The sequence below is a fragment of the Niallia oryzisoli genome (genome assembly GCF_043641075.1).
Classification (GTDB): Bacteria; Bacillota; Bacilli; order Bacillales; family Cytobacillaceae; genus Bacillus_BD; species Bacillus_BD oryzisoli_A.
In genome coordinates this window covers 46008-70477 of record NZ_JBHZRC010000001.1, presented here as the reverse complement: position 1 = coordinate 70477, position 24470 = coordinate 46008, and the positions used below count along the sequence as shown (strand labels likewise).

Genomic DNA, 24470 nt, shown 5'->3' with positions numbered 1-24470 from the left:
TCCCAAAGTATGAGTATTGGTCAGCCTAATCGGAATACAATCCCATGACCGCCTTTTGGATATTCCCATTGAATATTTTGGTGCGGGCAGCCGATACGGCAGCTACCACATTCATGACAGCCTTCGTAACCGACATGCATTCGGATGTCTTCCCATTTATAGATTTCAGCTGGACAAAAGATTGTACAAATTTTATCTGGACATTGAGTGAGGCAAATATCAGTATCTTTCACATGAAGATGTGATTTTGTATCGGCATTAAAGCGAACGAGGTATTGCTTTTCTTCGATAGACTGATAGTTTTTCTGTTCACCCATTATTTAATCACCTTCCAAGCTTTATACATATCGCGTGCCAATTTCATTTTCTCCTTTGGTGAGCCAAGGTTACTCCAAATATTCTTTTGCTTCTGCCATTTGGATGTACCGTCAACCGTAAACATTTGACTGAAAGCTTTATTTGCCATTGGAATATACTGCTCAAAATATTGCGGGAATTTATCAAAATGATGGGTTGAATCTTTATATTTCTTCATATCCTGTCCGACAAATCCATTCAATAAGTTAACTCGGTAGCTGTCAAGCATTCCTTCAGAAAAGTCTTCTGCTTCCATTGCCGTAAGAATCGTTTCCGCCGCAAGTTTTCCTGATGTCATGGCTAAATTGGACCCCTCGCGATGGATCGCATTGACTAATTGAGACGCATCTCCAATCACAATCACTCCGTCCCCGACTATTTTCCCCATCGATTTATAGCCGCCCTCAGGAATCAAATGCGCTAAATATTCCTGTGGTTCGCCGCCTTGAATATACGGACGAATCATCGGGTGCTTTTTAACATATTCCAGCAATTCATACGGCTTCAGTTTATGCTTAATTAAGCCTGAAAGCAGTGTACCAACCCCGATATTAATCGATTCTTTATTGGTATAAACAAATCCTGTACCGAGGATTCCTTTTGTGGCATCCCCAAACAGTTCAATCGTACAGCCCTGATTTTCTTCCAAATTAAAACGGTCTTCAATGATTTTTTTATCAAGCTTAATGACTTCCATCGTCGCTAGGGCTACTTCGTCTGGTCTGTATTCCTTATGGAAGCCCAGCTTCTGTGCCAAAAGGGAGTTTACGCCGTCAGCTAACACAACTACATCTGCATAAACATCACCTCCAGGTCTGTCTGTACGTACCCCGACAACCTTTCCATTTTCCACAATACACTCTAATACGACGGTCTCATTTATCAGAATGGCACCCTGCTCTACCGCCTTATCGGCAAACCATTGATCAAACTTTGCTCTTAACACAGTAAAATTATTGTAAGGCTCCTGACCCCACTCCAATCCTTTATACCCGACAGTTATCGCGGATTCCTTATCCATCATCATAAATCTTTGTTCAACAATAGGGCGTTCAAGCGGTGCCTCTTTATAGAACTCCGGGATAATATCCTCCATCATTTTCCGATAAAGAACACCACCCATGACGTTTTTTGAACCCGGATATTCTCCTCTTTCTATAAGTAATACATTTGCACCCCCTTTTGCTAACTCAAATGCACACGAAATCCCAGCAGGTCCTGCTCCAACGACTATACAATCAAACTTCTCTGGCATGTGTCAGCCCCTCTTTTCTTATAGCCGTTTTAAACTGTTCAATTAATAACGGCACAATTTCAAACGCATCTCCAACAATTCCATAATGACAAGTATTAAAGATTGGAGCCTCACTGTCTTTATTGATTGCAATGATTAAACTAGAATTCTTCATTCCAACAATATGTTGAATCGCACCTGAAATCCCGATAGCAAAATATATTTTCGGAGTTACAGTTACTCCTGTCTGCCCGACTTGGTGAGGATGCTCAATCCACCCAGCTTCCACGACATCCCGGCTTGCACCTACTGCCCCGCCAAGAACATCTGCTAGCTCATGTACAATTTGAAAGCCTTCACTGCTGCCTAATCCTTTCCCACCTGCAACAATGATGTCAGCTTCATCAATACGAACCTTTTTAGTTGTTGCTTCAACTATCTGCAATACCTTTGTCCGAATATCATCTTCCCTTAATGAAATCTCTTCTTCTATAATGGTTCCCTTTCTCCCCGGCTGCGGATCAAGTGCTTTCATGACCTTAGCCCGAACGGTAGCCATTTGCGGACGATACTTTTTACATAAAATGGTAGCCATAATATTACCGCCAAAGGCCGGTCTGCTTGCAAGTAATAACCCTGTTTCCTCATCTACATCGAGTTCAGTTGTATCAGCGGTCAAACCGGTTGGTAAATCTGTTGCGACCGCACTAGCTAAGTCCTTTCCAGTTGAGGTTGCACCAAATAGGATAATTTCAGGTTTGTATTTATTGGTACACTCGAGTAATGCCTTCATATAGGATTCTGTTCGATAATGCTTAAAAATCGGCTGATCATAGACATATGCTGTATCTGCACCATATTCAAAAATAGTGCTGGCCAATGACCTTACGTTTTCACCTATGATAATACCGGCCAACTCCACACCGCGTTTATCGGCAAGTTTTCGTCCGGCACCCAAGAGTTCAAGTGAAACCTGGGAAATAACTCCATCCTTTTCTTCTATAAAAACCCAGACACCGTTATAATCTTTAAAATCCATGATCATCCCTCCTTCATACTAAATAATTCTTTCTTCTCAAGCAGGATCGAAAGCAATTCCTCCACCTGTTTCTGTGGAATACCGTCAATAAAAGTTCCTCCTTCCGGTTTAGCTGGTGCCCATACTTTGGAAACAATCGTTGGCGATCCCTTCAAACCAAGCTGTTTGATATCTACATCCTCCAAATCATCAACAGACCAGATATGCGGTTGGTATTTTGCTGCCTTCAGCATGTTTTGGAATGAAGAATACGGCACCTCATTGATTGTTTTTTCCACTGAAAATAAACATGGTAAAGTAGATTGAACTACTTCATAACCGTCCTCAAGCTTTCGGTGGATAATTGCATATCCCTCATCCTTATTAATTTCGACCACTTTATTTACAGAGGTTAACGGCGGTATATCAAGCCTGCGGGCAATTCCTGGACCAACTTGTCCCGTGTCACCATCAATTGACATTTTCCCGCAGATTACGAGATCAATAGGCTTCACCTTTGAAATTTTCTCCAATGCCTTCGTTAGTGCGTAGCTTGTTGCTAATGTATCCGCACCGGCAAACCGACGATCCGTGATTAAATACCCTTCGTCAGCACCAATTTCTATACATTTTTTAATTGCTTTCACTGCGGGCGGCGGTCCCATAGAGACAACGGAAACTGTTCCACCATATCTTTCTCTAATGCGGACAGCTTCCTCTACTGCATGTGCATCATATGGATTTAATATGGCGGGTGCAGTCCTCCGATCCATTGTATTTGTTTTCGGGTTCATTTTAATGATTTTCGTGTCAGGTACCTGCTTGATACAAGCAACAATATGTAGCATGTTACCCCCTCCATCTCGTCAATAGCTTTCTGTTCCCATTCGTTAGTTAGAAACAGGTAAAGCCTGTTTACATTTACTTTATTAATGAACACCCATTTACATTCGGAATTTTTAGATATTTTTTATTTATCGATATTAAATTAAGAGAATTCCTTTTAAATTTAAGCAGGTATCCTTTTCCATCTTATTCACGAAAGCTGATATAATAAAAATATAACTATTATAATAGCTATTCTTTTGAACGGACTTTATTAAAGGAAGTGTAGAATTTGTTAAAGGAACTATTTATCAAAAATGATTTTCAAAGAAATTGGATGAATCAGCTCCACCAGCAGGAAATGGTATTTAAGAGTCGATCAATAGAAACGGATGAAAAAGCAAAATTTCCAAAGGAAAATATTCAAGCACTGATTGATATGGGATTTACTAAATTGCCTTTGCCAAAGGAGTACGGTGGCGAAAACATTTCCATAACTGACCTCGTATTGCTGCAGGAAACCGTTGCTAGCTTTGACGGTGCAACAGGATTAGCAATCGGCTGGCATCAAAGTGTTGTTGGTGAGCTGTACGAGAAAAAGCTTTGGAAGGAAGAAAAGCTCACCTCTTTTGCAAAGGAAGTATGCTCTGGAGCGTTGGTAAACAGAGCAGCAAGTGAAGCGCAAACTGGCAGCCCTACGAGAGGCGGCCGTCCGGGTACGCGTGCAGTGAAGAAAGATGGAAAGTGGGTTATTACTGGACGAAAAATCTTCACAACCATGTCACCTGTCCTCACCCATTTCCTCGTAACAGCATGGATTGAAGAGAAAGAGGGGATGGGAATTTTCTTAATTGAACGAGAGGCTGTCGGACTTTCCATCGAGGAAACCTGGGAAGTAATGTCCATGAGGGGAACTGAAAGTCATGACCTTGTTCTTAATCATGTTGAGGTTACTGAGGATCACTTTGTAGAGTATTATCAAGCACCAAGAGCAAACAATGTGAATGCTTGGCTTCTCCATATCCCTGCATGCTACTTAGGAATTGCCCAAGCTGCCCGTGACTATGCTGTGAAATTTGCATCTGAATACTCTCCAAACAGTATAAATGGAACGATAGGTCAATTACCCAATGTCCAAAGTTTAATCGGACAAATAGATCTGGAATTAATGAAAGCAAGACACTTCTTGTATAGTGTAGCTCAAATCTATGATGACGAAGCGCGTCGTCCTTTCATTACAAATGAACTAGGAGCAGCAAAGCATATTGTCACAAACTCAAGCATTAACATCGTGGATCAGGCAATGAGAATCGTAGGTGCTAAAAGTCTCCACCTTTCAAACCCGCTTCAACGCTATTATCGTGATGTAAGAGCAGGACTTCATAATCCTCCAATGGATGATATGACGATAACAAAAATCGCACAAACTGCCCTGAAAGAAATGGAAAACAACTAAACCAAGGTAGAAGTATGCTAAAAGAAACAAAATTTTTTTGATTAAAAATATATTGACTTATCTATTTTTATTTGATAAATTATTTTCAAATAATAAATCGATGACGAGAAAGAGTAAGATTGGATTGCTGTTCTACAGAGAGTCGACATTTGGTGTAAGTCGATGTTCAGTGCCATTCCGAAAATCATCTCTGAGATGCAAAGCTGAAATCAGTAGGCTTTGACGGAATTTCCGCCGTTACAATGGAACACGTATGATTGTACGTTGACTAAGTGCCGTATGCTTTTTAAGCATCGGAATTAGGGTGGTATCGCGAGCACAAACTCGTCCCTTTTTATAGGGACGAGTTTTTTTATTTTTCTAAACTACTAAAAGGAGAGATTTTTGATGAAAAAGTTTGATAACATGTTTATCGGTCTTATGTTATTTTCAATGTTTTTTGGAGCTGGAAACCTCATCTTCCCACCCTTTCTAGGTGCCCTTTCCGGATCTTCTTTTTGGGTGGCTATGACAGGTTTTATTCTCACAGCAGTCGGACTTCCACTTTTAGTACTTCTTGCTATCTCTTTAGTAAAAGGTGGAATTCAAACAATCTGTGATAGAGTACACCCTGTTTTCAGTACTATTTTTATGGTTATCGTTTATTTATCAATCGGGCCTTTCCTTGCCATTCCTCGGAATGCAAATGTCGCGTTTGAAATGGGAGTAATTCCATTTGTCAGCACTTCATGGAATCATACACTAGTCTTATTTTTATTCTCAATTGTGTTCTTTTTACTTGTCTATTTTGTAAGTTTAAATCCTGGAAAAATGGAGAAATTTATGGGTCGTTGGATTACACCGGCACTGTTACTTTCGATTGTTGTTCTTTGTGTGGCAGGCTTCATCCATCTTGATGGTACTTTCCAAGCCCCTGCAGGCGGATACGAAAAAGGAGCATTTTTTAAAGGCTTTTTAGAGGGCTATAATACAATGGATGCACTTGCATCGCTTGCCTTTGGGATTGTTATTCTAACAGCTATTCAACAAAGAGGTGTCAGCGATGAAAAGCAGCTGACAAACTATACGTTAAAAGCAGCCCTTATTGCTGGGGGATTACTTGCTGCAGTTTATGTCTCAATTGGAATGGTCGGCGCTAAAATGGCTGCTACAGGATCATATGAAAACGGCACTGAAATCCTTTCAGCAGCAGCATCTCTTTTATTTGGAAAAGGTGGTTCCGTCTTACTTGGCCTTATTTTTACATTAGCTTGCTTTACAACGATTGTCGGACTAACAACGGCATGTGGACAATACTTTTCAAAGCTTATTCCAAAAGCTAGTTATAAAACAGTTATGACCATTGTTACGTTAGTAGGCTTCACGCTTTCAAATCTTGGCTTAAATCAAATATTAAAAGTATCTGTTCCGTTCCTTGTATCTGCATATCCATTAACAATCGTCCTTATTTCATTAACTTTCTTTAATCGTTACTTTAAAAATACGCGAATGGTATACAGCAGCGCTATGTTATTTACAGGTATCTTCGCAGTCATTGGCGGATTAAATGCATTCGGTTTAGAGCTTGGTCCAGTTCAAACTCTACGTGATCTGCTTCCATTTTCATCAGTTGGTTTAGAATGGATCCTTCCAGCTGTTGCAGGAACTCTGATCGGTGTTCTTTTAAGTCAGCTTAAGAAACCGAAAGCCTCATCTACTTCTGAAGGACTTGATATAAAAGCATCAAAAATGACCATGGTCAAATAATAATTGCATGTTCTCAAACTCTTTTGTAACATTCTACAAATATAAATACAAGTATTTCGAATAAACAATTAAATGCCCGACCTATTAGGTAATCATAAATCCTGGTCGGGCAATTATGTTGATAACTCACATTATTGCGCAAGAACGTAATCAGGATAATCCGTTGCGATTGCATCAATATTATGACCTAAGAGAAATTCCGCAGTCTCAGGGCTTCTGACTGTCCATGACAGCACCTTCATCCCCTCTGATTTTGCGGTTAGAACCAATTCCTCAGTCAATAGGTCAATGCTTGGATTGTAATAGTCAGCATAAGCAGAAAAGTCTTTTATGGACTGCTTAGTCGCGTTTTCTTGCCTTGAGATTAGTACACCGATTGGAATATGCGGTAAAAGCTGCTTCATTTTTCTCATTGATTTAAAATTAAAAGATTGAATGATGATGCTTTCACTTTCGTTTTTATCAAGATTGTACTTTTTTAATTTTTTTACAACTTCTTCCTCAATACCAGGATAGAGCTCCGGTGCTTTTAATTCTATTAAGATACCAATTTTCCCTTTATATCGGGCAAGCACTTCTTCAAATAAAGGGATTCTCTCTCCAGAAAAATGCTCCCCTTTCCAGCCACCCGCGTCTAAATGCTGTAATTCATCGAAGGTTAGGTCCTTGACTGCCCCTGCTCCATTTGTTGTACGATTGACTGTTGTATCATGAATAATGACTAATTTGCCGTCTTTACTTCTTTGAACATCCATTTCAATATAATCTGCTTTCATTTCAACGGCTTTGTCAAAGGCTATAATCGTGTTTTCTGGTGCATAACCAGATGCTCCCCGATGGGCAATAGTGAATATTTTTCGTACTTCTCCTGCTGATTTTGGCACAAACACAACCTGAAGCAGACAGAAAAACAAAGTAAAAGCCAACATAGGTCCAAATATTGTGTGTTTCATCAAGGCTGTTCAACTCCAATTTGGATGGTGTCTTACTTAATATATTATTGGAAAGCGATCAATATTATATGTAAATAGAATGTGAGTTTCATGAAAAGATTGTAAAATTATTACATATGGATTTAATGAATATTAAGTAACTGTTTATAGTTTAAGAGGAGGCAAAAAAAGAGCTTCCACAAATTAATGAAAGCCCTCACTAAAAATACTATTTACTATTAAGATTAATTTCTATAACCACTTTATTTTTCAAAAAATTAATAATAATAATCTTCTAAAGGAATATCATAATAGGCATCCGTTCCATAAAGCTCTTCCTCATATCCATAAAAGTAATCCTCTGGAATAAGCCCGTACTTTTCCCCAAGCGTTAAAAGATTTGTACCAACGGCTTCACTTATTTCAAGCATTTGTTCATCGGAAATTTGAACTACATTTACCCCTTCAGCAGAATTCGTGTCAAAGCTTGGGATGTTTACTTTTTCCTTTAGCTTCGTTTTTGAATCAAGGTTTAACGTAAGTGTGCCTGAATCATAATCATCTTCCATGTTAACCTTAATCTTGAACTTTTCATTTTGATAGTTTTCCTTTAGGCTGAGATCACTTACTTGTTTGATTTCACCCGTTAATATATTTGGCCCATCATAGAAGCTGTCCCCGTTAAAGGCAAGTGAAAACTCACGATTAATATCCTGTTTGCTTCCTGCTTCCCCTTTAAAACTACTTGTCAATGTGAACGAAATATCTTCTTTTTCACCGAATTCTTCCAACATCGCAGATGCCTTAAGTTTCTCAGTTCGTGTTTCTTCTCCATTCTTGATATCATTGCTAATTTGGAAAACCAGGCTTGAATCCTTGTCAGATTTAGGAACCATAGTCAGCTTCCATTCATTAAATTTCTGATTATCACCGTAAGGAACATGCTTACTTGCTAACTCAGCATTTACCTGCTGACCGTCAATACTTATCGCTGCTTGTACTTTTCGATCAATAATGATTTCATTCTTATCAATTAATAGGGTTGATGTAATACCTTTCGGATAGTCGATTGATTTCATTTCATCTTTTACATCTTTAAGACCGTCAACCATTTCCTCAATCATTACATTCTTTTCAGGAATTTCAACATCTGAATCCTCTAAAGCAGCAGCTTTCGCAACTTTATCAATTCTAGTTGCTATCATATTATGAAGCTCTTTGTCTTCGATAATATGATCCATGAATTTATTTAATAATGCCTTTGTTTCAGCTTCTGAAAGGGATAAAGTAACCTCTCTGAGCTTCATGTTTTCTCCTTCATACTCATATTTCATTCCATTTTGAACATCGAAATACTCATCCTTTAATTCTGCTAAAAGAAAATCACTATACCGTTTTTTCAAGTATTCCTTCTCTTTATCCGTTATTTTCAAGTCCTGAAGGTCAAGCTCTGACATCTCTAATGTTTCCGGACCTTCATAATAAGGATCGATCATGCGCATGAATTCTCCATATTCATCAAAGTTTAAATAAAAGAACTTTTCATATAGTAACGGAACCTTGATTCCCATTTGTTCTTTAGATTGGAACATTTCAAGATCAATTGCTTTTTCTTTTTCCACATTTAAGGCTAATGAATAATGACCCTCTTTATGAACTGGATCTTGGACTGTATTAGCTGAAATGGTAGTTGCTTTCAACAATTCACGTACCATTTCAAAATCTTGGTCACCCTTTAGAGAATCCAGCTCGATATCACCGCTTACTACAAGTTCTGAATTAGACGGTGTTTCAAGTAGTTTTTCTTGAAATTCGATTGCATCCCCATATTGAGTATCCCACTCCTTCTGTGCTTCCTGATAGGATTTATATTCAGAAAGCAAATAGATTTCTTTCGCAGACTTTTTGAGCAATAGAGCAGCTGCCCCCGACGCACCGATGAGTAAAATAATGAGTGCTATAATTATTGCTTTTTTTGGTAAAAATCCTTTTTTGCTTTTCATTTCGGCATGTTGGTTACGCGTTTCCGCCTCTATTGCCGCACTCGTTTGGTTCTTAGATAGTTGTTCCTCTTGATGGACTGACGTGCCACAGGATGAACATAATTTGGCCTCCTCTCCTAATGGCTTGCCGCATGACTGACATGTTTTCATTCTTTCTCCCTCTTTCCCCTTCAAATGAACTAATATCACAAACAAACAGACCCTATTCATGATATACAACTTTCAATATCAATTCTATATTTTCGCTAAATTTGGACATTTATCTCCAATTTATTACCAAAAATTTGAATAGATAATAGGTCTGATGTCTAAGATAAATAACCTAATTTATACCAAATATACCAGGTATAATTTAACAAAATTTAAAAAAGCTGTTATAAGTTAGTTACCTTCTTATAAACAGCTTTTCTTACTATTATTCGATTGTATTTAATAACTCTTTTAGGGCTTTTAGTTCCTGATCAGATAATGTGACACCTTTTCCCATTTTGCTGTGATCTGGTGCCCAATCACGCAAATCATATTTAGGTTCTTTTCCATTCCAACTGATTAAATTCAATTCCTTATTCCAGCCCTTCGGTGAGGTTGAGATTGCTCCTATTGTTTTCATTATTTCAAATTTGATTTCAGCCATTTTTCTGTCCACCTCCTATACTTTTCGGTTATTCTAACATAGATTACTATTATTATTCACAGTTAAAAAGGATACAAAACCATTTGATTTTGTATCCTTTTTATTCGAAATTTATTTAATTCTTGAATCAGCTACCATTTAACTAGATAGTTTTAACAGATCTGCTGCTTGATTTTCGGTAAGATCATCGACTAATATCATTTCACTAATCAAGAATCGCTGCACATCATGAAGCATCTTTTTTTCACTTACATTTAGTGCTTTTTCTTTATTTCGTAGTAAGAGATCATGCACAACTTCAATAGAATCTCGCATATCCCCTGTCTTAATTTTTTCCGTATTTAATTTAAATCGTTCTTTCCAAGGCAGGGCATCTTGATCCTCTGAATGATGGAAGTCTAATAATATATCTTCCATCTCACGCTGATTTACAATAGAACGGACACCACATTTTTTTAGTGAATTAACGGGGATCATAATTTCCATCTTACAAATCGGAATATTGATCACACAATATTCCTGCATCTTACCTAATACTATTTTCTCTTCAATCGCTTGAATAATACCTGCACCATGATTTGGATAAAAGACCTTTTCACCAATTTGATACAAATTAGCACCCCCATATATGTTCAATATATATGGTATCATGCATCAATAGAATATACAAATTTTTAATATAACACACAAAATATTTATTTGTCAATATAAAATTTAAATCACATTATTGTAAAAAAACACTTTCAGTTTCCAAGCCTATTTCTTCCATGTTTAAAAATATAATTGGGTACTCAACCATATTAATATCTATCTATTAGAAAAATTATATATAATTAATGATAGACACATCTTTGGAGGTGAACGAGTATGAAAGGTTTAGCCGTATTTTGTGGATCAAGAAATGGTGCATCTGATGTTTATATTAATGAAGCAAGAAAACTTGGAAAAGAATTAGCAAATCGAAATACGACGCTGATATACGGCGGATCCAGCGCGGGTATTATGGGTGCTGTGGCGGATTCTGTTTTAGAAGCTGGAGGAAGAGTCATTGGTGTTATGCCTCAATTCCTTGATAGCCGGGAAAGATCCCATAAAAACTTAACAGAGCTTATTATTGTAGAATCGATGCATGAAAGAAAAGCAAAAATGAGTGAATTAGCAGATGGTTTTATCGCTCTTCCTGGCGGACCAGGAACCTTAGAAGAATTCTTCGAAATATTTACGTGGGCACAGGTTGGCCTCCATAAAAAACCAATAGGTCTTCTTAATATAAATCATTACTTCGATCCAATTGTAGCTTTATTTAATCATATGGCTGATGAACATTTCATGGATGAAAAACATCGATCGTTGGCGTTGGTCGATGAGGATGCCAGAGGTTTACTTGATCAGTTTCTACATTATCAATCTGCTATACTATAGAAAAAAAGCACTTGAAATTGCTCAAAATACCAATGAGCATTATCAAGTGCTTTTCTTTTTCATACCCGTAATAATGTGAAATCCATATTTTGTTTTAACTTAACTAAGGTAATGATTAGATTCGGATTCAAGGTGAAGGTACTCCTTTTACTCCTTTCGAATCAACAAGTGGACAATCAACATTGCTCTCTAACCTAGCGCTTAACTTAAAATTCAGCAGGTTGTTTAAATCCCCACTGAATATTGATAAATGCTGTCTTGTTTTTATATTAATGAAGAAACTAGGAAATTTATTCTTTTCTTGTTTAGGACTCTTCCCTCATACATGACATTAAGTCAATTCCTAAGGATTTCCCTAACAGCTTCCTCATATTTCTCTATTTTTCATCTAGGGCTCCTATCATTTTTTGAATATCGGAAAATACTTGCTTATTTAATGTATTTCTAGGAAAATATCATAATAGAGTGACTATTTAAATAAGGGAGTATTGACAGTGAAAGGAAAATTCATCGTTTGCCATATTATTGCAGTTTTATTATTAACAGCCTGTGCTAGTAATGATCAAAGTGCCGGCCAAAAGGAAGAACATGAAAATCATACTGAAACAGTTATGGGTGATATTCGAGAAGAAACCAGTAGTATAAAAGTAATTCCGGAATTCCTCCAGGGTAAGCCTGAAGATATGAAATTAGTATACATGGCGGCAGCACAGAATAAAGAATTATTAGAGCAAATTCCATGCTATTGCGGATGCGGTGATTCAGTGCATCATAAAAATAGCTATAACTGCTTTGTTCATGAGAACAAGGAGGATGGTACGGTTGTTTGGGACGATCATGGAACAAAATGCGGTGTTTGTCTGGATATAGCCGCACAATCTGTAGTGGATTATCAAAATGGTAAGACGATAAAAGAAATCCGAGCAAAAATCGATGACACCTATAAAGAAGGGTATGCTGAGCCAACCCCTACTCCAGAGATTTAATCATGATAAAAGCACAATTCAATTGAATTGTGCTTTTATTTATCATCCTAAGTCCCTTAGATACTGGATATAATCGGTTGAAGTTCCATTATAACCACATTCTCTGATCATCGAAGCGATATTTCCTCTATGATAGGTTCCATGATTTGCAAGGTGATGCATAATCTCATCAATATGATTCTTAAACGTAGTTCCTTTTGTATTTTGATATACAACCTCAGACAGCTTTTCATAATGAAGATTGATACTATCAATCATAATAGAGTGAAGCTCGGTAAAACCCTTCTTCGCTTGGTCAATATCTTGAAATGACGTTATGCTATCATCTACCGCTAAATCCGTGATACATCTTTTTATCCAAATTCGCTGACCTCTAAAAATATGATAAAATGTTTCTGCTATTGATGGAAATACACTATTCATCTGTTTATGAAAAATATCCTCTTCTATGCTTTCTACATGCCCTAAAAGTTTCATATTTGCCCAATAGTCATATTGAAGCATATGAATACCGTGTTCTTTCAAAATAATCCCTCCAAATTATTTTTACTATTACAAAAATAATACCATTCATTATAACGAAGCTTTCTTTATCTTGAAAGAAAAATATTCGTAAGTCTTATGAACCAGCCGCTAATTTAAGATTTTCAGTATGTGAGTTTGCCTGTTTCGTATAGAGCTCCTTATAATATCCATTTCGTTTTAATAGGCTTTGGTGGTTGCCATACTCTACAATTTCTCCATTTTTTACTACAAAAATGGTATCAGCGTCCACAATCGTTGATAATCGATGTGCAATCATAATAATCGTTTTATCATGTTGGAATTGGCTAATAGATTCTTGCACCAGCTTTTCGCTCTCATTATCAAGTGCGCTTGTAGCCTCATCTAATATGATAATTGAAGGGTCCTTTAAAAAGACGCGAGCAAGAGCCAAACGCTGCTTTTGTCCGCCGGATAACTTCATTCCCCTTTCGCCTATTTCCGTAGCGTAGCCTTTCGGTAAAGCAGAAATATACTCATGTGCAAAGGCTTTTTGCGCAGCCGCAATGATTTCCTCTTTTGTTGCATCCAGCTTTGCCATTTTTATATTTTCTTCAATTGAAGTACTGTACAAAAAGTTATCCTGAGTAACAATTCCCATACTATTCCGCAAACTGGAGATTGAGTAATTTTTGATATTCACATCATCGATTAATACTTCACCATTTGTTACATCATACATTCTTAATAGAAGCTGTAAAATAGTACTCTTTCCACCCCCGCTCTCACCAACAAATGCATATGTTTTCCCTTTTTCCATTTTCAATGAAGTATTTTTTATGATTGTTTGTTTTCCATCATAGGAAAACGATACATCTCTAAACTGAATGGAATGACTAAATTCCGTTAACTCAACAGGATTCGTTAGTTCTTTAATAGTTGCTTGGGTATGAAAGAATTCAAATATCCGTTGTAACGCAACACTGCCCTCCGTAATAGCAGGATAAGCATTCACTAATGCCGCAACAGGACTTCTCATTTTATCAACATAGGCAAAAAAGGCAATTAAACTACCTAGTGTTAAACTTCCATCGATCACAAAAAGACTAGCAGTAATTGCAACAACAAAGGGAGTCAAGTCACTTAACACATTAACTGAAGATAGCATCACTGCATTTACTTTGGCATGCTTATCTGTTAACGTGTCAAAATGAACTAAATGATGGTCCAACTGTTCCCTGTCACGTTTTTCAGAAGAAAATAATTTAGATAGAAAAGCACCTTGAATTTTCTCAAATACAAACCCGCTCATCACGGACCTGTAACGCATGACATCACGAGTTGATTTCTTTAATCTCTTTGAGAGGATATGGGCAAGGAAAAACTGAATACTAACCAGTACGACAGACAGGATTGCTAATCTACTATTCATTGAAAACATAACAAACATAATAAAAAATAGTGAAATCATTTCAATCCAGATATTCCCAAACATAGCCGTTAAATACCCTTTGACCTTTTCAATATCATCGAAAAAGCGTGTTCCTATTTCTCCACTTTTATTGTCAATAAAATACTTTGCATCCAGTTTGTGGACTTTACTAAATGCATCCTTTCGAAGCTTTTTCATAATATTGTTATTAGCCTTATGAATACAATATTGCCTTACATACTCCATCGGTGTTCTTATGAAAAGAAAGACAATCAGCATTCCGATCGCGATAGTCAAGAGCTGTTCAAGGATCTCTGAATGTGAAAGTGAATCATTTTGAAGTAAATCATCAAAGATGTATTTTAAAATTAAGGGGACAAAAAGTGGAATAAGAAAACGAAAGATACTTCCTAAAAAACCAGTCAAATAATATTTTCCTTCCCGTTTTACATAAGGTAAAAACAATTTAAATTGATTCAAGGTAAAAACCCCTTCCGTAACTATTGGATGATATTATTCTACGGTATTCTTCCCCAGTAGAATCCGCAACTTTGCGTATGAAAACCGCATAGTTATCGAATAAAATCCCACATAAATAGAGGCTTCCCGCAAGCTTTCTGCGGATTACCATAATAAAAAACCCATCAATCAAGATGAGTTTTTCGACAGGTTTGCTATATGCTTTACCAAATATTCCGCATCTTCTCCTACCCCTAACAGAAGTGCAGACCCCCTGCGGTACTGCCAAGGCAATCCTAAAAAGTAAAGGCCTTTAATATCGGTCATTCCTCTAATATGTTTTACTTTGCCGTCAGGATCTAATAACCCCGGTACGTCAATCCATGAATAATCTAACGTATATCCGGTTGCCCAAATAACATTTTGAACCTTTATTGTAGACTGGTCGGCAAATTGGACTTCATCCTTTTTAATGGTAGTGGTTCTGTTTTTTAGTTTTATCGAATTGTCTTTTATTCTCGCTCTTAGTTCATAGCCGAATATCAGGTCAGGCTGCCCTTGAACTTTTTTCCCAATAAATGAATCATGGTTTGCTTGTAAAATCCCTAATTTTTCGCACCACCAAAAGAAACTTTTCTTTCCAATGGATAATGGAAGAAAGCGAAGTTTATGACCGACTGATAAGTAAATTTCACGGTCTTGGGACAATTCCACTGCTATTTGTGCTCCTGAATTCCCGCCGCCAACTACTAGTACTGGACCATCGTTAAGCTGGGACTTGTTTTTATATTGGGAAGAATGTAATTGAACAACATGCTCTGGGAGTTCTTTTGCATAGGCTGGAATTTTTGGGGTATGAAAAGGACCTGTTGCAATAACGATTTTTTTTGTTTTTATCACTACTCCCGCATTCGTTGAAATGAAAAATAAATGATTCTCCTTGTGAATTATTTCCACATGACATTTTGATTGTATCGGTAAATCAAAAGTTCGAGCATACTTTTCCAGATAGTCTGCAATTTCATCCTTTGTTGGAAATCCTGCTGGATCGCCTTTTAACGCCAATCCTGGCAATGAACTGTATGCTCTAGGTGTAAATAAAATCAGTGAGTCATACCTATTCCTCCAAACATCTCCAACTGCATTTTGATTATCGAGGATGATAAAAGATAAGCCTGTTTGCTTTAAGAAATATCCCATCGATAATCCGGCTTGACCCGCACCAATAATAACGACATCATATATCATCGTAATCACACTCTCTTCTATTCTCAAATAAATTAATGCTGATAGTAAACTTAGATTAAATACTTCTCAATGCGTCAATCGGATTCAGCTTGGAAGCCTTTCTCGCAGGTGCAATTCCAAACAGAATACCAACTGCCGCTGAGAATCCCAGGGCCAGCAGTACGGTCGAGGCCGAAAGGGCAAATGTTGTTCCGATCAGCAGACATACGATATAGGCTACTAGTACTCCGAGCATTAATCCAATCAAACCACCAAAAAGGGAGAGAAACACCGCTTCAATTAAAAATTGCTGCTGGATTCTTTTGGGTTCAGCTCCTAAAGCCTTTCTTAAGCCGATTTCTGCTGTTCTTTCTGTTACAGATACAAGCATCATATTCATGATGCCAATGCCACCAACAATAAGAGAAATTGAGGCAATCCCACCGAGCATAAGGGATAGCATATTAGTCATCTTCTTGATAGAAACGAGCATATCCTGCATATTCATCACAGTAAAACCATCTTTTTTATCATTAAATGCTTCATTTAATACCGATTCGATCTCTCTCGTTACTTTCTCTGATTCGTTTGAGTTTTCCATGTATACATCAACACTTGATATATATCCCTTTCCTAGTAAACTCATTGAAGTGGTATATGGAACGATAACAGTCTCGTTTGTAGAGGAACTTGAAAAAGAACTTGATTCTTGTAAAATACCAATAACAGTGTAAGTTGTTCCGCCAACGATCAGCTTTTGACCAATAGGATTTTCTCCATAGAACAAATCTCTTGTAATATCTGATCCAATCAAACAAACTTGATTGTTATGATTGATATCTAATCTATTTATACCTCTTCCGGACTCTACCAGATCCTTTGTTCTTGAAAAATACTCCTCATTTTTACCTTGAACGGTCACATTTGTTTTTTCAACACCTGAGCTGACGATTGTTGTTTTACCTGAAGTTGTTGGCGAAACACCAGCAACATTTTCAATCTCATCCAGCTTTTGAATGTCACTTTCAAAAAGTCCTTGCTTGAGCGGGGTTCCCATCGCTTGAACTGTTATTTTATCTGCACCGAAGGAAGCGAACTCATTTGTCATCTCATTTGTTGAACTTTTAACAATGGTAATTAGTGCAATGATCGAACTTACACCTATTACAATCCCAAGAATCGTAAGGGCAGAGCGCATTTTGTTGTGGATCACATTCATCCAGGCCATCTTTACATTTTCTTTAAACATCATACACACTCCTCGCTAAGCTGACCATCCAAAATATGAACAATCCTGCTTGCATGCGTGGCAATCTCTTTATCATGTGTAATCATAATGATTGTTTTTCCTTCATCATGGAGCTCTTGAAAAAGCTCCATGATCTGTTGACCCGTTTTTTGATCTAGCGCCCCAGTCGGTTCATCTGCCAGTAAGATGGTCGGCTCTGTTACCAATGCTCTGGCAATGGCCACTCTTTGCTGCTGCCCACCTGAGAGCTGATTAGGCCGATTTTGTAATTTATCAGCAAGACCTACCTTTTGAAGCATTTCCACAGCACGCTCTTTACGTACTTTCTCCGGGAATCCTCTGTAGACAAGAGGAAGCTCTACATTTTGCCATGCATTCAATCGCGGAAGTAATTGAAACTGCTGAAACACAAATCCAATCTCTTTATTTCGAATAGAAGCCAACTTCGATTCATCTAATGTATTTACCTGCTGGTTTGAAAGGATATACTGACCGCTTGTCGGGGAATCCAAACATCCAACAATATTCATGAGTGTCGTTTTACCTGATCCAGATGGTCCTAGAACGGCTACAAAATCTCCATTATTCACTGTTAGATTGATATGATCTAATACTGTTTGTTCTTCTTCACCCATGTGAAAGTTCTTTGTTATTTGATCCATTATAAGAATTGGTCTGTTCATTATTGATTACCTCCCCCGTGCATCATAGCAGCAGCTTCACTATTACTCTTCGAGGTTGTATTCGGGACCAAAACTACTTCTCCTATACGAATTCCGCTCTTAATTTCAATGGTCATCTCATCATGAATTCCGATTTCCACATATTGTTTTGTTGGTTCACCTGTTTCAGAGAGCTTTAAAATATATGGTTTGTATTTACTATCAAACTGAATGGCTTTCATTGATACAGTCGTAGAGTCAACCGCTTTTTGCTTTATAATCTTCACTTCTGCACTCATTCCAAGTCGTATAGCGGGATCTTCCTCGAAATCAATCATAGATGTAAAGTATGAAATTCCGTTTTCGTTTATCGCTTCCTTTGAAATCGATTGAACGGTACCTTTCATGTTCTTATCCAGAGCGTTCAATCGAACATCTACCTTTTGACCAACCGTAACGTATTTTAGGTCATATTCATCAACTTTTACTTTAATCAGTAAATGGCTGTAATCTACAATATCCAATAGCTGGGATCCTTTTAAAGCATGGGAATTATTTTTAGTGAAGACATTAGTCACCTCTCCATCGATTTCAGCTTTTATTTCCTCTCCTTCTGCATTCCTCAGCAATACATCCCCGGTCTTTACCAAATCCCCTTCATTCACTATAACCTCTTCAATATGCATTTCCTTCTGACTGATTACATTTTGCTTCCCCGCTGCCTCTACTGCACCGGTAAAGCTGTAGTAAGTTGTAATATTCGCTTTTTCTGCTTTTTCTACTTTTTCTTCTACAAAAGCACCTGTTCCTTTTGGCGCAAATACAAACGCCGCTATAAGAGACAAAAGCAATACTGAGAAAATAGACAAAATCATCATTTTCTTATTACTTGAATTTTTTTGTATGGAATTCATTTCATTTCCTTCGTTTTACTTATTTCTTAGCCAAGTTCAGTATTTCTTCTGCAATGAGATCTGGACGATAGTGATGAATATAATGCTGCGAATCTTTTACAACGATATGTTTTCCAGCAGAAGACCACTCGGTTAATTCTTTTTGACTTTCAAGCCAATCTTTTTTGACTTCGCCAAAGCTATCAGCTGTCGAAACAGTCATGGGCATCGCTAAGCCATTATTATCTTTTAATACTTTTACTGCATTTTTTTGAGCTTGCCGCAGTTCATCAGTTACATTTTTATTACCTAGTTTAAGAAGGGTGAATGCCTGATCAACCTCTTTTAATTCATTCGGAACAAACTTCAGGTTGTTGCGTCCACCTATGAAAAATTCCTCATTTATTTCATATACGAATCTAAACACACCTGTTGTTCGGAAAAATTGGAGTACATGTGAAAAGAAGGTCAAGGGTTTTTGTTCAGAATAATACTTCGGGCTTCCTCCATCCAATAGAACAATCCCTTTTACTTCCTCTGGATACCTTTGAGCATAGCGAATGACCTCTAGGGAACTTAATGAATGGCCTACTAAAATATATGGTGGCTTTTGACCAGCCTCTTGCAGCAGCTTACGATTTTCATCAACGATGTTGTCAATATCCCGTTTACGATTGGTTAGATCACTATAACCATACCCAAATCGATCAATAACAGCATACTTTGTTTCATGACCTATTTTCTCGTATACCGTTGAGAAATCTACATATGGGTTTGGCGTTCCTGACCCAGCATGAAAAACTACGGTAGAGCTCCCTTTACCACCTGTATAAATATGCATCTTTTTACCATAGACTTCGTATGTCTCTCCTACCGCTGTGTATTTGTCATAATCCCTCGATTCACCTTTCTTTTGGTAAACAAATCCAATCGTTACTAAGAATAAAAGTAGGGGTAGAGAATAAAGCATAAACGTTTGAATTTTCTTCCAAATCCCTTTTTTCTTCATATTAATTATCCTTTCTCCCCATTTGTCTAAAACCTTGTATCCCTCACTTGAATAGTAAAGTTAAACCTCCTCTCACATTTATTAATGAGATGCTAATTTTTATAACTCAGGTAACTCTGATATATTAGTTACTCACATTGTACGGCGTTTCCACCCCTTCCAATCCGCAGACATTAAGAGTAACTTCCGCAGATATTTCGTGTATTCCCCGTAGATTCGTCGGGACCTGCCGCAAATAATTTCAAGCCCAGGTTATAGGCTAAAGCTTGTTTAGTTATTCATTCATTGTGGTTATAGTAATTTGAACAAATTTTTCTAACTTTTCATTGCAATTTAGGCAGAACTATTATATTATTTAATCAATTACATATTTTCTTATTTCAAAACTATTGAAGTAAGGATAGAGGCGCAAAGACCATAAGTACACAATAGGAGGATAATGAGATCTGCTGAAAATTGTGGAAAGGGGAATTTGCCGAAGCTGAGAGAATCTCATTCTTCTTGAAGCTGGTTCTGCTATTGAATAAATACAGAACTGTCATATAGGTAACTATATGGAGGGCTATCTTACGCACAGAAACGATTTTCATTTATGTTTCTACTGCAGCAGCGAACCCTCGTTGGTGCTTTTTTGCGTTTACTTACAAAGTGGCCTTCTCCCTCTAATTTTAAAAAAATTAAAAGGAAGTGGAGAAGTAATGAATTTCGGACAATTATTAACTGCAATGGTGACCCCATTTGATCAAAATGGCGAGGTGGATTTTAGCGCTACAAGAAATTTGGTAAATTATTTAATTGAAAATGGAACTGAGGGATTAGTCGTAGCTGGCACAACTGGTGAATCACCTACCCTAACAACTGATGAAAAAGTTGAATTATTCAAGTTTGTCGTAGAGGTTGTAGGCGGAAGAATTCCCGTTATTGCTGGTACCGGCTCCTATAACACAAGAGAATCTATTCACTTAACAAAGTTAGCTGAACAAACTGGTGTTGACGGAGTTATGCTGGTTGTTCCTTATTATAATAAGCCGTCTCAAGAAGGTTTATATCAGCATTTTAAAGCAATTGCCGAGTCCACTGAATTACCGGTTATGCTTTATAATATCCCTGGAAGAACAGGCATTAATATGACAGTAGAAACAACGGTTCGTCTAGCACAAATACCTAATATTGTGGCAATAAAGGATGCAAGCGGTAATTTAGATGCCATGTCTGAAATTATCAGGCAAACCCCTGAAGGCTTTGCATTATACAGTGGTGATGACGGTGTTACAATACCAGTCTTATCTATTGGTGGAACAGGTGTCATTTCTGTTGCTTCCCACGTTATTGGTAACGAAATGCAGACTATGATTAAGCATTTTATGAGCGGAAATCATCAAAAGGCTGCAGAAATGCACCGCAGCCTGTTACCAGTTATGAAGGCATTATTTGCTGCTCCAAACCCAACACCTGTCAAAGCAGCATTAAATTTAACCGGTGTCCCTGTCGGCGGTGTCCGTTTACCACTGATTCCGTTAAATGATGCTGAACTCAGTGCATTAAAGGATGTTTTAAACCAGCTACAAGAATATGAAGCAACTGTTGAAGAAGCAGCAAGCTAAAGCCTGACTTCCTTGTAAAAAGCTTAGACAATTGTCTAGGCTTTTTTTATTCTACCTATCCTCCCTACCCTGATCCTTGTATAAAAACGTATGCTAGTACGAATAATGACATATGTTGAATTTTTAGATTCACCGCTTCAAAAGGAGGATATAAAATAATGAAAATCAATGATTTTTTTATTGCTAAGATGTTGTGCTGTTTGCTATTGACTGCCTGCTCTACTCAACCATTACCTTCGGAAGAAAGTATTTATGATGTCAAAGCGGAGAATCATTCTAATCATTTGGAATCTGATACAATAGAAGTCAATAGCAGCCATGCTTCAGAATGGTCATATGAAGGAAAAACCGGTCCTAAACATTGGGGAGAGTTAGATCCAGCTTACTCTACGTGTGCTAAAGGGAAAGAACAATCACCGATCAATATTGAAGCCTCCCAACTAATTGAATCAACCAGCCCAGAAAAGATGATTATTCAATCTGAGCCAACAACATTTACACTCGTGAACACTGGTCATACAATACAAGCAAATCCCATTACAAAAAGGAACGTAATCGTTTTGGATGGTAAAACATACTCGCTTGAGCAACTTCATTTCCATACTCCCAGTGAACATCAATTTAATGGGAAAAATTTCGCTATGGAATTTCATCTTGTCCATAAAGATCCCTATGGAAAGCTTGCCGTCCTAGGAGTTATGGTTCAGGAAGGCAGTGAAAATGAAATACTAGCAGCAGCTTGGAATGCCCTACCGAAGAAGGAATTAGATAAGTCAATCGTGAAAGAGCCGATAGACGTAAAGACATTGATTCCGCATAATCAAACAGGCTTTCATTATAATGGCTCTTTGACCACTCCCCCTTGTACGGAAGGGATAAAATGGATCGTTTTTGAACAGCCGATTCAAATGTCGAAAAATCAAATTCAAGTATTCAAAGGCATCTTCCCTGATAATCATCGTCCTGTTCAGCCTATTAATCAAAGAGAGATCATAAAAAAGTAAACGAAGCTAAGCGGCAAAATATTCCATCTCTGGGAGCGATACACTAGAGACTTGTTGCAGTTACTATGATAAATTAATACATGTAAGAGATGAGCAACAACATGAAATGGTGAGTAGTCGCGGCTCATGGAACACATGAGTTGAGGAAAGTCCAGGCTCGCCCGGTGCTGAGATGCCCGGAGTGTTCGTGCCATCTGCAAAGGTGGGCAGCAGAATATTATTCTGCTGACGGCGGAGAAATCATGCTAAGTCCTTCATTGGATATGCTGAGAGTATCCTGAAAGTGCCACAGTAACGGAGTTCTTCTGGAAACGGAAGGAATGGAACGGGTAAACCCCGCGAGCGAGCAACCCAAATTTAGGTAGGGGCACCATCCGGCGGGAATCTTGAACCAAAAGGATGGATCGATTGTATAAAATCGATAGTTATATGACTACACCTGCAGTGCGAGTTTGGCATCGTTTGAGCACGCAGGAACAGAACCTGGCTTACAGCCATTTCATGTGCCGAAGTCATCTTAAAAATCTACGTATATCATAGGTATGTTGTTTTTCATACATACCGTGCTAGATGGGGAGTTGGCGGTGCCCTGTAACCCGCAATCCGCCATAGCGGGGTTGAATGCCTGTTTGAGGTTTGAACATGTGAGGCCTGCCTTGTAAAAGTAGTGTTGACGATTGGGTCCTGCGCAATGGAAACCTATGAATCTGGTCAGATCCGGAAGGAAGCAGCCATAAGTAGACTTTTCCATGTGCCGCAGGGTTGCCTAGTTCGAGCTTTCTTTTGCAAGTAACGCTTGGTTGTTCCTATCGAGAGCAGGCGCACGGTGTTTTACTACTATCGATTCATTTAGTTGCTTCGATGTTATAACCTACATAAAATACATACCATTTTTCACCATTAAAGAGGCTGACTTATAAGCATAAGTCAGCCTCTTTTCTTTTTAGCTTACCTGCAGTACGTCTTTAGACTGACTTTGAATTAAAGCTATAGCCGTTTTCCCCCCTTCCTCTACTCCCTTACAATAAAGGTATGATAACCAAGGGGGAATTCAAAATGAAGAAGAAATTAGCTGGAAGTATTATTGCAGCTTCATTTTTAGTGATAGCAGCAGGATGTGGACCATTTTTTAATGGAAATGACGACAGCAAGACCGTACTGATTGAGAAGGATAAGGCAGATGAATTGGTGCTTGAGCTTAATATCGGTGCAGGAGAATTACGGGTTGATGGCGGCGCTAATGAGTGGGCTGAAGGAACGATCGAATACACAAATAACAAGCTAACACCGGATATCACATATAAGCTTAAAGACGATAAAGGAATTGCAGTTATCGAACAGGATGATGGTATCTTCAAAAACCTTAATATAGGCGATATGAAAAACACTTGGAATCTTAAGCTTAATAATGATATACCACTTGATTTAAAGGTGAATGCTGGTGCCTCTGAAACGTATCTAGATTTAAAAGGACTGCAAATGAACGACCTTGAAGTAAATGCTGGCGTCGGCGATATGACCATTGACATGAGCGGCAATTTTGACGAAAGCTTTGATGCTACCTTACACATGGGGGTTGGAGATTCTACTATCATCTTACCGAAAGATGTCGGAGTAAAAATTAATTCAGCAAACGGAATTGGAAAAACAGATTATGACGGGTTCATTTCCAATGGAAATGGAATTTATGTAAACGAGGCCTATGAAGACGCAAAGGTAGTGATTAATGTAAATACAGAATTAGGTGTTGGGAAAGTAACTTTTAAAATAGAATAATACTAGAAAAAGGGAACCTAAGATGTGGAGTAGGCTCCCTTTTCCCTTTTCATGTTCAC

At 37.8% G+C, this 24470-nt stretch carries 22 protein-coding genes, 2 other RNA genes, 1 riboswitch and 1 other annotated feature; of the genes, 9 read left to right on the top strand and 15 right to left on the bottom strand.

The genetic code is table 11. The features are described 5' to 3' along the window. Positions 1 to 20: 20 nt before the first annotated feature. The 4 genes from ACHUFV_RS00360 to ACHUFV_RS00345 are packed head-to-tail and all read right to left on the bottom strand — an operon-like array spanning position 21 to position 3457. The gene (locus ACHUFV_RS00360; RefSeq protein WP_394231368.1) at positions 21 to 317 is read right to left on the bottom strand and encodes a ferredoxin family protein; all 297 of its coding nucleotides are present in this window, start codon (positions 315 to 317) and stop codon (positions 21 to 23) included. Then, positions 317 to 1612, bottom strand: coding sequence for an FAD-dependent oxidoreductase (locus ACHUFV_RS00355; protein WP_394231366.1), 1296 nt, complete (start codon positions 1610 to 1612; stop codon positions 317 to 319). The genes ACHUFV_RS00360 and ACHUFV_RS00355 overlap by 1 nt, the downstream gene beginning before the upstream one ends. Then, positions 1596 to 2630, bottom strand: a complete 1035-nt coding sequence (locus ACHUFV_RS00350; protein ID WP_394231364.1) for an electron transfer flavoprotein subunit alpha/FixB family protein — start codon at positions 2628 to 2630, stop codon at positions 1596 to 1598. Before ACHUFV_RS00350 ends, ACHUFV_RS00355 begins: the two co-directional genes overlap by 17 nt. Before the next feature lie 2 nt (positions 2631 to 2632). Continuing rightward, on the bottom strand, positions 2633 to 3457 hold the full coding sequence (locus ACHUFV_RS00345; protein WP_394231362.1) for an electron transfer flavoprotein subunit beta/FixA family protein: 825 nt from the start codon (positions 3455 to 3457) through the stop codon (positions 2633 to 2635). Between the two features lie 269 nt (positions 3458 to 3726). Between ACHUFV_RS00345 and ACHUFV_RS00340 the strand changes: the two genes are divergently transcribed. Both ACHUFV_RS00340 and brnQ read left to right on the top strand, forming a co-directional pair. Then, entirely contained in the window at positions 3727 to 4890 is a 1164-nt protein-coding gene (locus ACHUFV_RS00340) for an acyl-CoA dehydrogenase family protein (RefSeq protein ID WP_394231360.1), read from the top strand. Between the two features lie 91 nt (positions 4891 to 4981). Continuing rightward, positions 4982 to 5225, top strand: a binding site (T-box leader). Positions 5226 to 5277: 52 nt separating this feature from the next. Continuing rightward, positions 5278 to 6636, top strand: a complete 1359-nt coding sequence (gene brnQ, locus ACHUFV_RS00335; protein WP_394231358.1) for a branched-chain amino acid transport system II carrier protein — start codon at positions 5278 to 5280, stop codon at positions 6634 to 6636. Positions 6637 to 6767: 131 nt separating this feature from the next. On the opposite strand, the gene ACHUFV_RS00330 is transcribed toward brnQ, so the two are convergent. The 4 genes from ACHUFV_RS00330 to ACHUFV_RS00315 all read right to left on the bottom strand — a co-directional run bounded on the left by ACHUFV_RS00330 (position 6768) and on the right by ACHUFV_RS00315 (position 10817). Then, positions 6768 to 7589, bottom strand: coding sequence for a glycerophosphodiester phosphodiesterase (locus ACHUFV_RS00330; RefSeq protein WP_394231356.1), 822 nt, complete (start codon positions 7587 to 7589; stop codon positions 6768 to 6770). Between the two features lie 257 nt (positions 7590 to 7846). After that, positions 7847 to 9721: a hypothetical protein gene (locus ACHUFV_RS00325; protein ID WP_394231354.1), complete on the bottom strand. Its 1875-nt coding sequence runs from the start codon at positions 9719 to 9721 to the stop codon at positions 7847 to 7849. 265 nt (positions 9722 to 9986) lie between these two features. Further along, the gene (locus ACHUFV_RS00320) at positions 9987 to 10205 is read right to left on the bottom strand and encodes a YdbC family protein (protein ID WP_394231352.1); all 219 of its coding nucleotides are present in this window, start codon (positions 10203 to 10205) and stop codon (positions 9987 to 9989) included. Positions 10206 to 10343: 138 nt separating this feature from the next. Continuing rightward, a complete protein-coding gene (locus ACHUFV_RS00315; protein WP_394231350.1) occupies positions 10344 to 10817 on the bottom strand; it encodes a CarD family transcriptional regulator in 474 nt (157 codons plus the stop codon). A 255-nt stretch (positions 10818 to 11072) separates the two neighbouring features. On the opposite strand from ACHUFV_RS00315, the gene ACHUFV_RS00310 reads away from it, so the two are divergent. Both ACHUFV_RS00310 and ACHUFV_RS00305 read left to right on the top strand, forming a co-directional pair. Further along, the gene (locus ACHUFV_RS00310; protein ID WP_394231348.1) at positions 11073 to 11627 is read left to right on the top strand and encodes an LOG family protein; all 555 of its coding nucleotides are present in this window, start codon (positions 11073 to 11075) and stop codon (positions 11625 to 11627) included. Positions 11628 to 12121: 494 nt separating this feature from the next. Then, positions 12122 to 12613: a PCYCGC motif-containing (lipo)protein gene (locus ACHUFV_RS00305; protein WP_394231346.1), complete on the top strand. Its 492-nt coding sequence runs from the start codon at positions 12122 to 12124 to the stop codon at positions 12611 to 12613. A 42-nt stretch (positions 12614 to 12655) separates the two neighbouring features. On the opposite strand, the gene ACHUFV_RS00300 is transcribed toward ACHUFV_RS00305, so the two are convergent. The 7 genes from ACHUFV_RS00300 to ACHUFV_RS00270 form a co-directional block, all read right to left on the bottom strand. Continuing rightward, a complete protein-coding gene (locus ACHUFV_RS00300) occupies positions 12656 to 13138 on the bottom strand; it encodes a DinB family protein (protein ID WP_394231344.1) in 483 nt (160 codons plus the stop codon). 94 nt (positions 13139 to 13232) lie between these two features. After that, positions 13233 to 15008, bottom strand: a complete 1776-nt coding sequence (locus ACHUFV_RS00295; RefSeq protein ID WP_394231342.1) for an ABC transporter ATP-binding protein — start codon at positions 15006 to 15008, stop codon at positions 13233 to 13235. 168 nt (positions 15009 to 15176) lie between these two features. Further along, a complete protein-coding gene (locus ACHUFV_RS00290) occupies positions 15177 to 16235 on the bottom strand; it encodes a flavin-containing monooxygenase (protein ID WP_394233327.1) in 1059 nt (352 codons plus the stop codon). 55 nt (positions 16236 to 16290) lie between these two features. After that, positions 16291 to 17463: an ABC transporter permease gene (locus tag ACHUFV_RS00285; RefSeq protein ID WP_394231340.1), complete on the bottom strand. Its 1173-nt coding sequence runs from the start codon at positions 17461 to 17463 to the stop codon at positions 16291 to 16293. Further along, positions 17463 to 18146 carry an ABC transporter ATP-binding protein gene (locus ACHUFV_RS00280; RefSeq protein ID WP_394231338.1) on the bottom strand — a complete coding sequence of 228 codons (684 nt, stop codon included), beginning with the start codon at positions 18144 to 18146 and terminating at the stop codon, positions 17463 to 17465. Before ACHUFV_RS00280 ends, ACHUFV_RS00285 begins: the two co-directional genes overlap by 1 nt. Beyond that, positions 18146 to 19039 (bottom strand): efflux RND transporter periplasmic adaptor subunit, encoded by an 894-nt coding sequence (locus ACHUFV_RS00275; protein ID WP_394231336.1) that lies wholly within the window; start codon positions 19037 to 19039, stop codon positions 18146 to 18148. Before ACHUFV_RS00275 ends, ACHUFV_RS00280 begins: the two co-directional genes overlap by 1 nt. 19 nt (positions 19040 to 19058) lie before the next feature. Continuing rightward, positions 19059 to 20027: an alpha/beta fold hydrolase gene (locus ACHUFV_RS00270; protein WP_394231335.1), complete on the bottom strand. Its 969-nt coding sequence runs from the start codon at positions 20025 to 20027 to the stop codon at positions 19059 to 19061. A 393-nt stretch (positions 20028 to 20420) separates the two neighbouring features. Further along, a riboswitch (Lysine riboswitch) is annotated at positions 20421 to 20600 on the top strand. 125 nt (positions 20601 to 20725) lie between these two features. Between ACHUFV_RS00270 and dapA the strand changes: the two genes are divergently transcribed. The 5 genes from dapA (at position 20726) to ACHUFV_RS00245 (ending at position 24411) form a co-directional block, all read left to right on the top strand. Further along, positions 20726 to 21631, top strand: a complete 906-nt coding sequence (dapA, locus tag ACHUFV_RS00265; RefSeq protein WP_394231333.1) for a 4-hydroxy-tetrahydrodipicolinate synthase — start codon at positions 20726 to 20728, stop codon at positions 21629 to 21631. A gap of 158 nt (positions 21632 to 21789) precedes the next feature. Then, complete coding sequence (locus ACHUFV_RS00260; protein WP_394231331.1) at positions 21790 to 22635, top strand: carbonic anhydrase; 846 nt, start codon at positions 21790 to 21792, stop codon at positions 22633 to 22635. 105 nt (positions 22636 to 22740) lie between these two features. Further along, an RNA gene (rnpB, locus tag ACHUFV_RS00255) (RNase P RNA component class B) lies at positions 22741 to 23131 on the top strand. A 65-nt stretch (positions 23132 to 23196) separates the two neighbouring features. Further along, an RNA gene (gene ffs, locus ACHUFV_RS00250) (signal recognition particle sRNA large type) lies at positions 23197 to 23462 on the top strand. A 229-nt stretch (positions 23463 to 23691) separates the two neighbouring features. Next, positions 23692 to 24411, top strand: a complete 720-nt coding sequence (locus ACHUFV_RS00245) for a toast rack family protein (protein WP_394231329.1) — start codon at positions 23692 to 23694, stop codon at positions 24409 to 24411. Positions 24412 to 24470 lie beyond the last annotated feature (59 nt).

Bases quoted from the DNA above. Each gene is read 5' to 3' on its own strand.
- ACHUFV_RS00360 (WP_394231368.1), bottom strand. From the start codon at position 317: ATGGGTGAACAGAAAAACTATCAGTCTATCGAAGAAAAGCAATACCTC.
- ACHUFV_RS00355 (WP_394231366.1), bottom strand. From the start codon at position 1,612: ATGCCAGAGAAGTTTGATTGTATAGTCGTTGGAGCAGGACCTGCTGGG.
- ACHUFV_RS00350 (WP_394231364.1), bottom strand. From the start codon at position 2,630: ATGGATTTTAAAGATTATAACGGTGTCTGGGTTTTTATAGAAGAAAAG.
- ACHUFV_RS00345 (WP_394231362.1), bottom strand. From the start codon at position 3,457: ATGCTACATATTGTTGCTTGTATCAAGCAGGTACCTGACACGAAAATC.
- brnQ (WP_394231358.1), top strand. From the start codon at position 5,278: ATGAAAAAGTTTGATAACATGTTTATCGGTCTTATGTTATTTTCAATG.
- ACHUFV_RS00330 (WP_394231356.1), bottom strand. From the start codon at position 7,589: ATGAAACACACAATATTTGGACCTATGTTGGCTTTTACTTTGTTTTTC.
- ACHUFV_RS00325 (WP_394231354.1), bottom strand. From the start codon at position 9,721: ATGAAAACATGTCAGTCATGCGGCAAGCCATTAGGAGAGGAGGCCAAA.
- ACHUFV_RS00320 (WP_394231352.1), bottom strand. From the start codon at position 10,205: ATGGCTGAAATCAAATTTGAAATAATGAAAACAATAGGAGCAATCTCA.
- ACHUFV_RS00310 (WP_394231348.1), top strand. From the start codon at position 11,073: ATGAAAGGTTTAGCCGTATTTTGTGGATCAAGAAATGGTGCATCTGAT.
- ACHUFV_RS00290 (WP_394233327.1), bottom strand. From the start codon at position 16,235: ATGATATATGATGTCGTTATTATTGGTGCGGGTCAAGCCGGATTATCG.
- ACHUFV_RS00285 (WP_394231340.1), bottom strand. From the start codon at position 17,463: ATGTTTAAAGAAAATGTAAAGATGGCCTGGATGAATGTGATCCACAAC.
- ACHUFV_RS00280 (WP_394231338.1), bottom strand. From the start codon at position 18,146: ATGAACAGACCAATTCTTATAATGGATCAAATAACAAAGAACTTTCAC.
- ACHUFV_RS00275 (WP_394231336.1), bottom strand. From the start codon at position 19,039: ATGAATTCCATACAAAAAAATTCAAGTAATAAGAAAATGATGATTTTG.
- ACHUFV_RS00270 (WP_394231335.1), bottom strand. From the start codon at position 20,027: ATGAAGAAAAAAGGGATTTGGAAGAAAATTCAAACGTTTATGCTTTAT.
- dapA (WP_394231333.1), top strand. From the start codon at position 20,726: ATGAATTTCGGACAATTATTAACTGCAATGGTGACCCCATTTGATCAA.
- ACHUFV_RS00260 (WP_394231331.1), top strand. From the start codon at position 21,790: ATGAAAATCAATGATTTTTTTATTGCTAAGATGTTGTGCTGTTTGCTA.
- ACHUFV_RS00245 (WP_394231329.1), top strand. From the start codon at position 23,692: ATGAAGAAGAAATTAGCTGGAAGTATTATTGCAGCTTCATTTTTAGTG.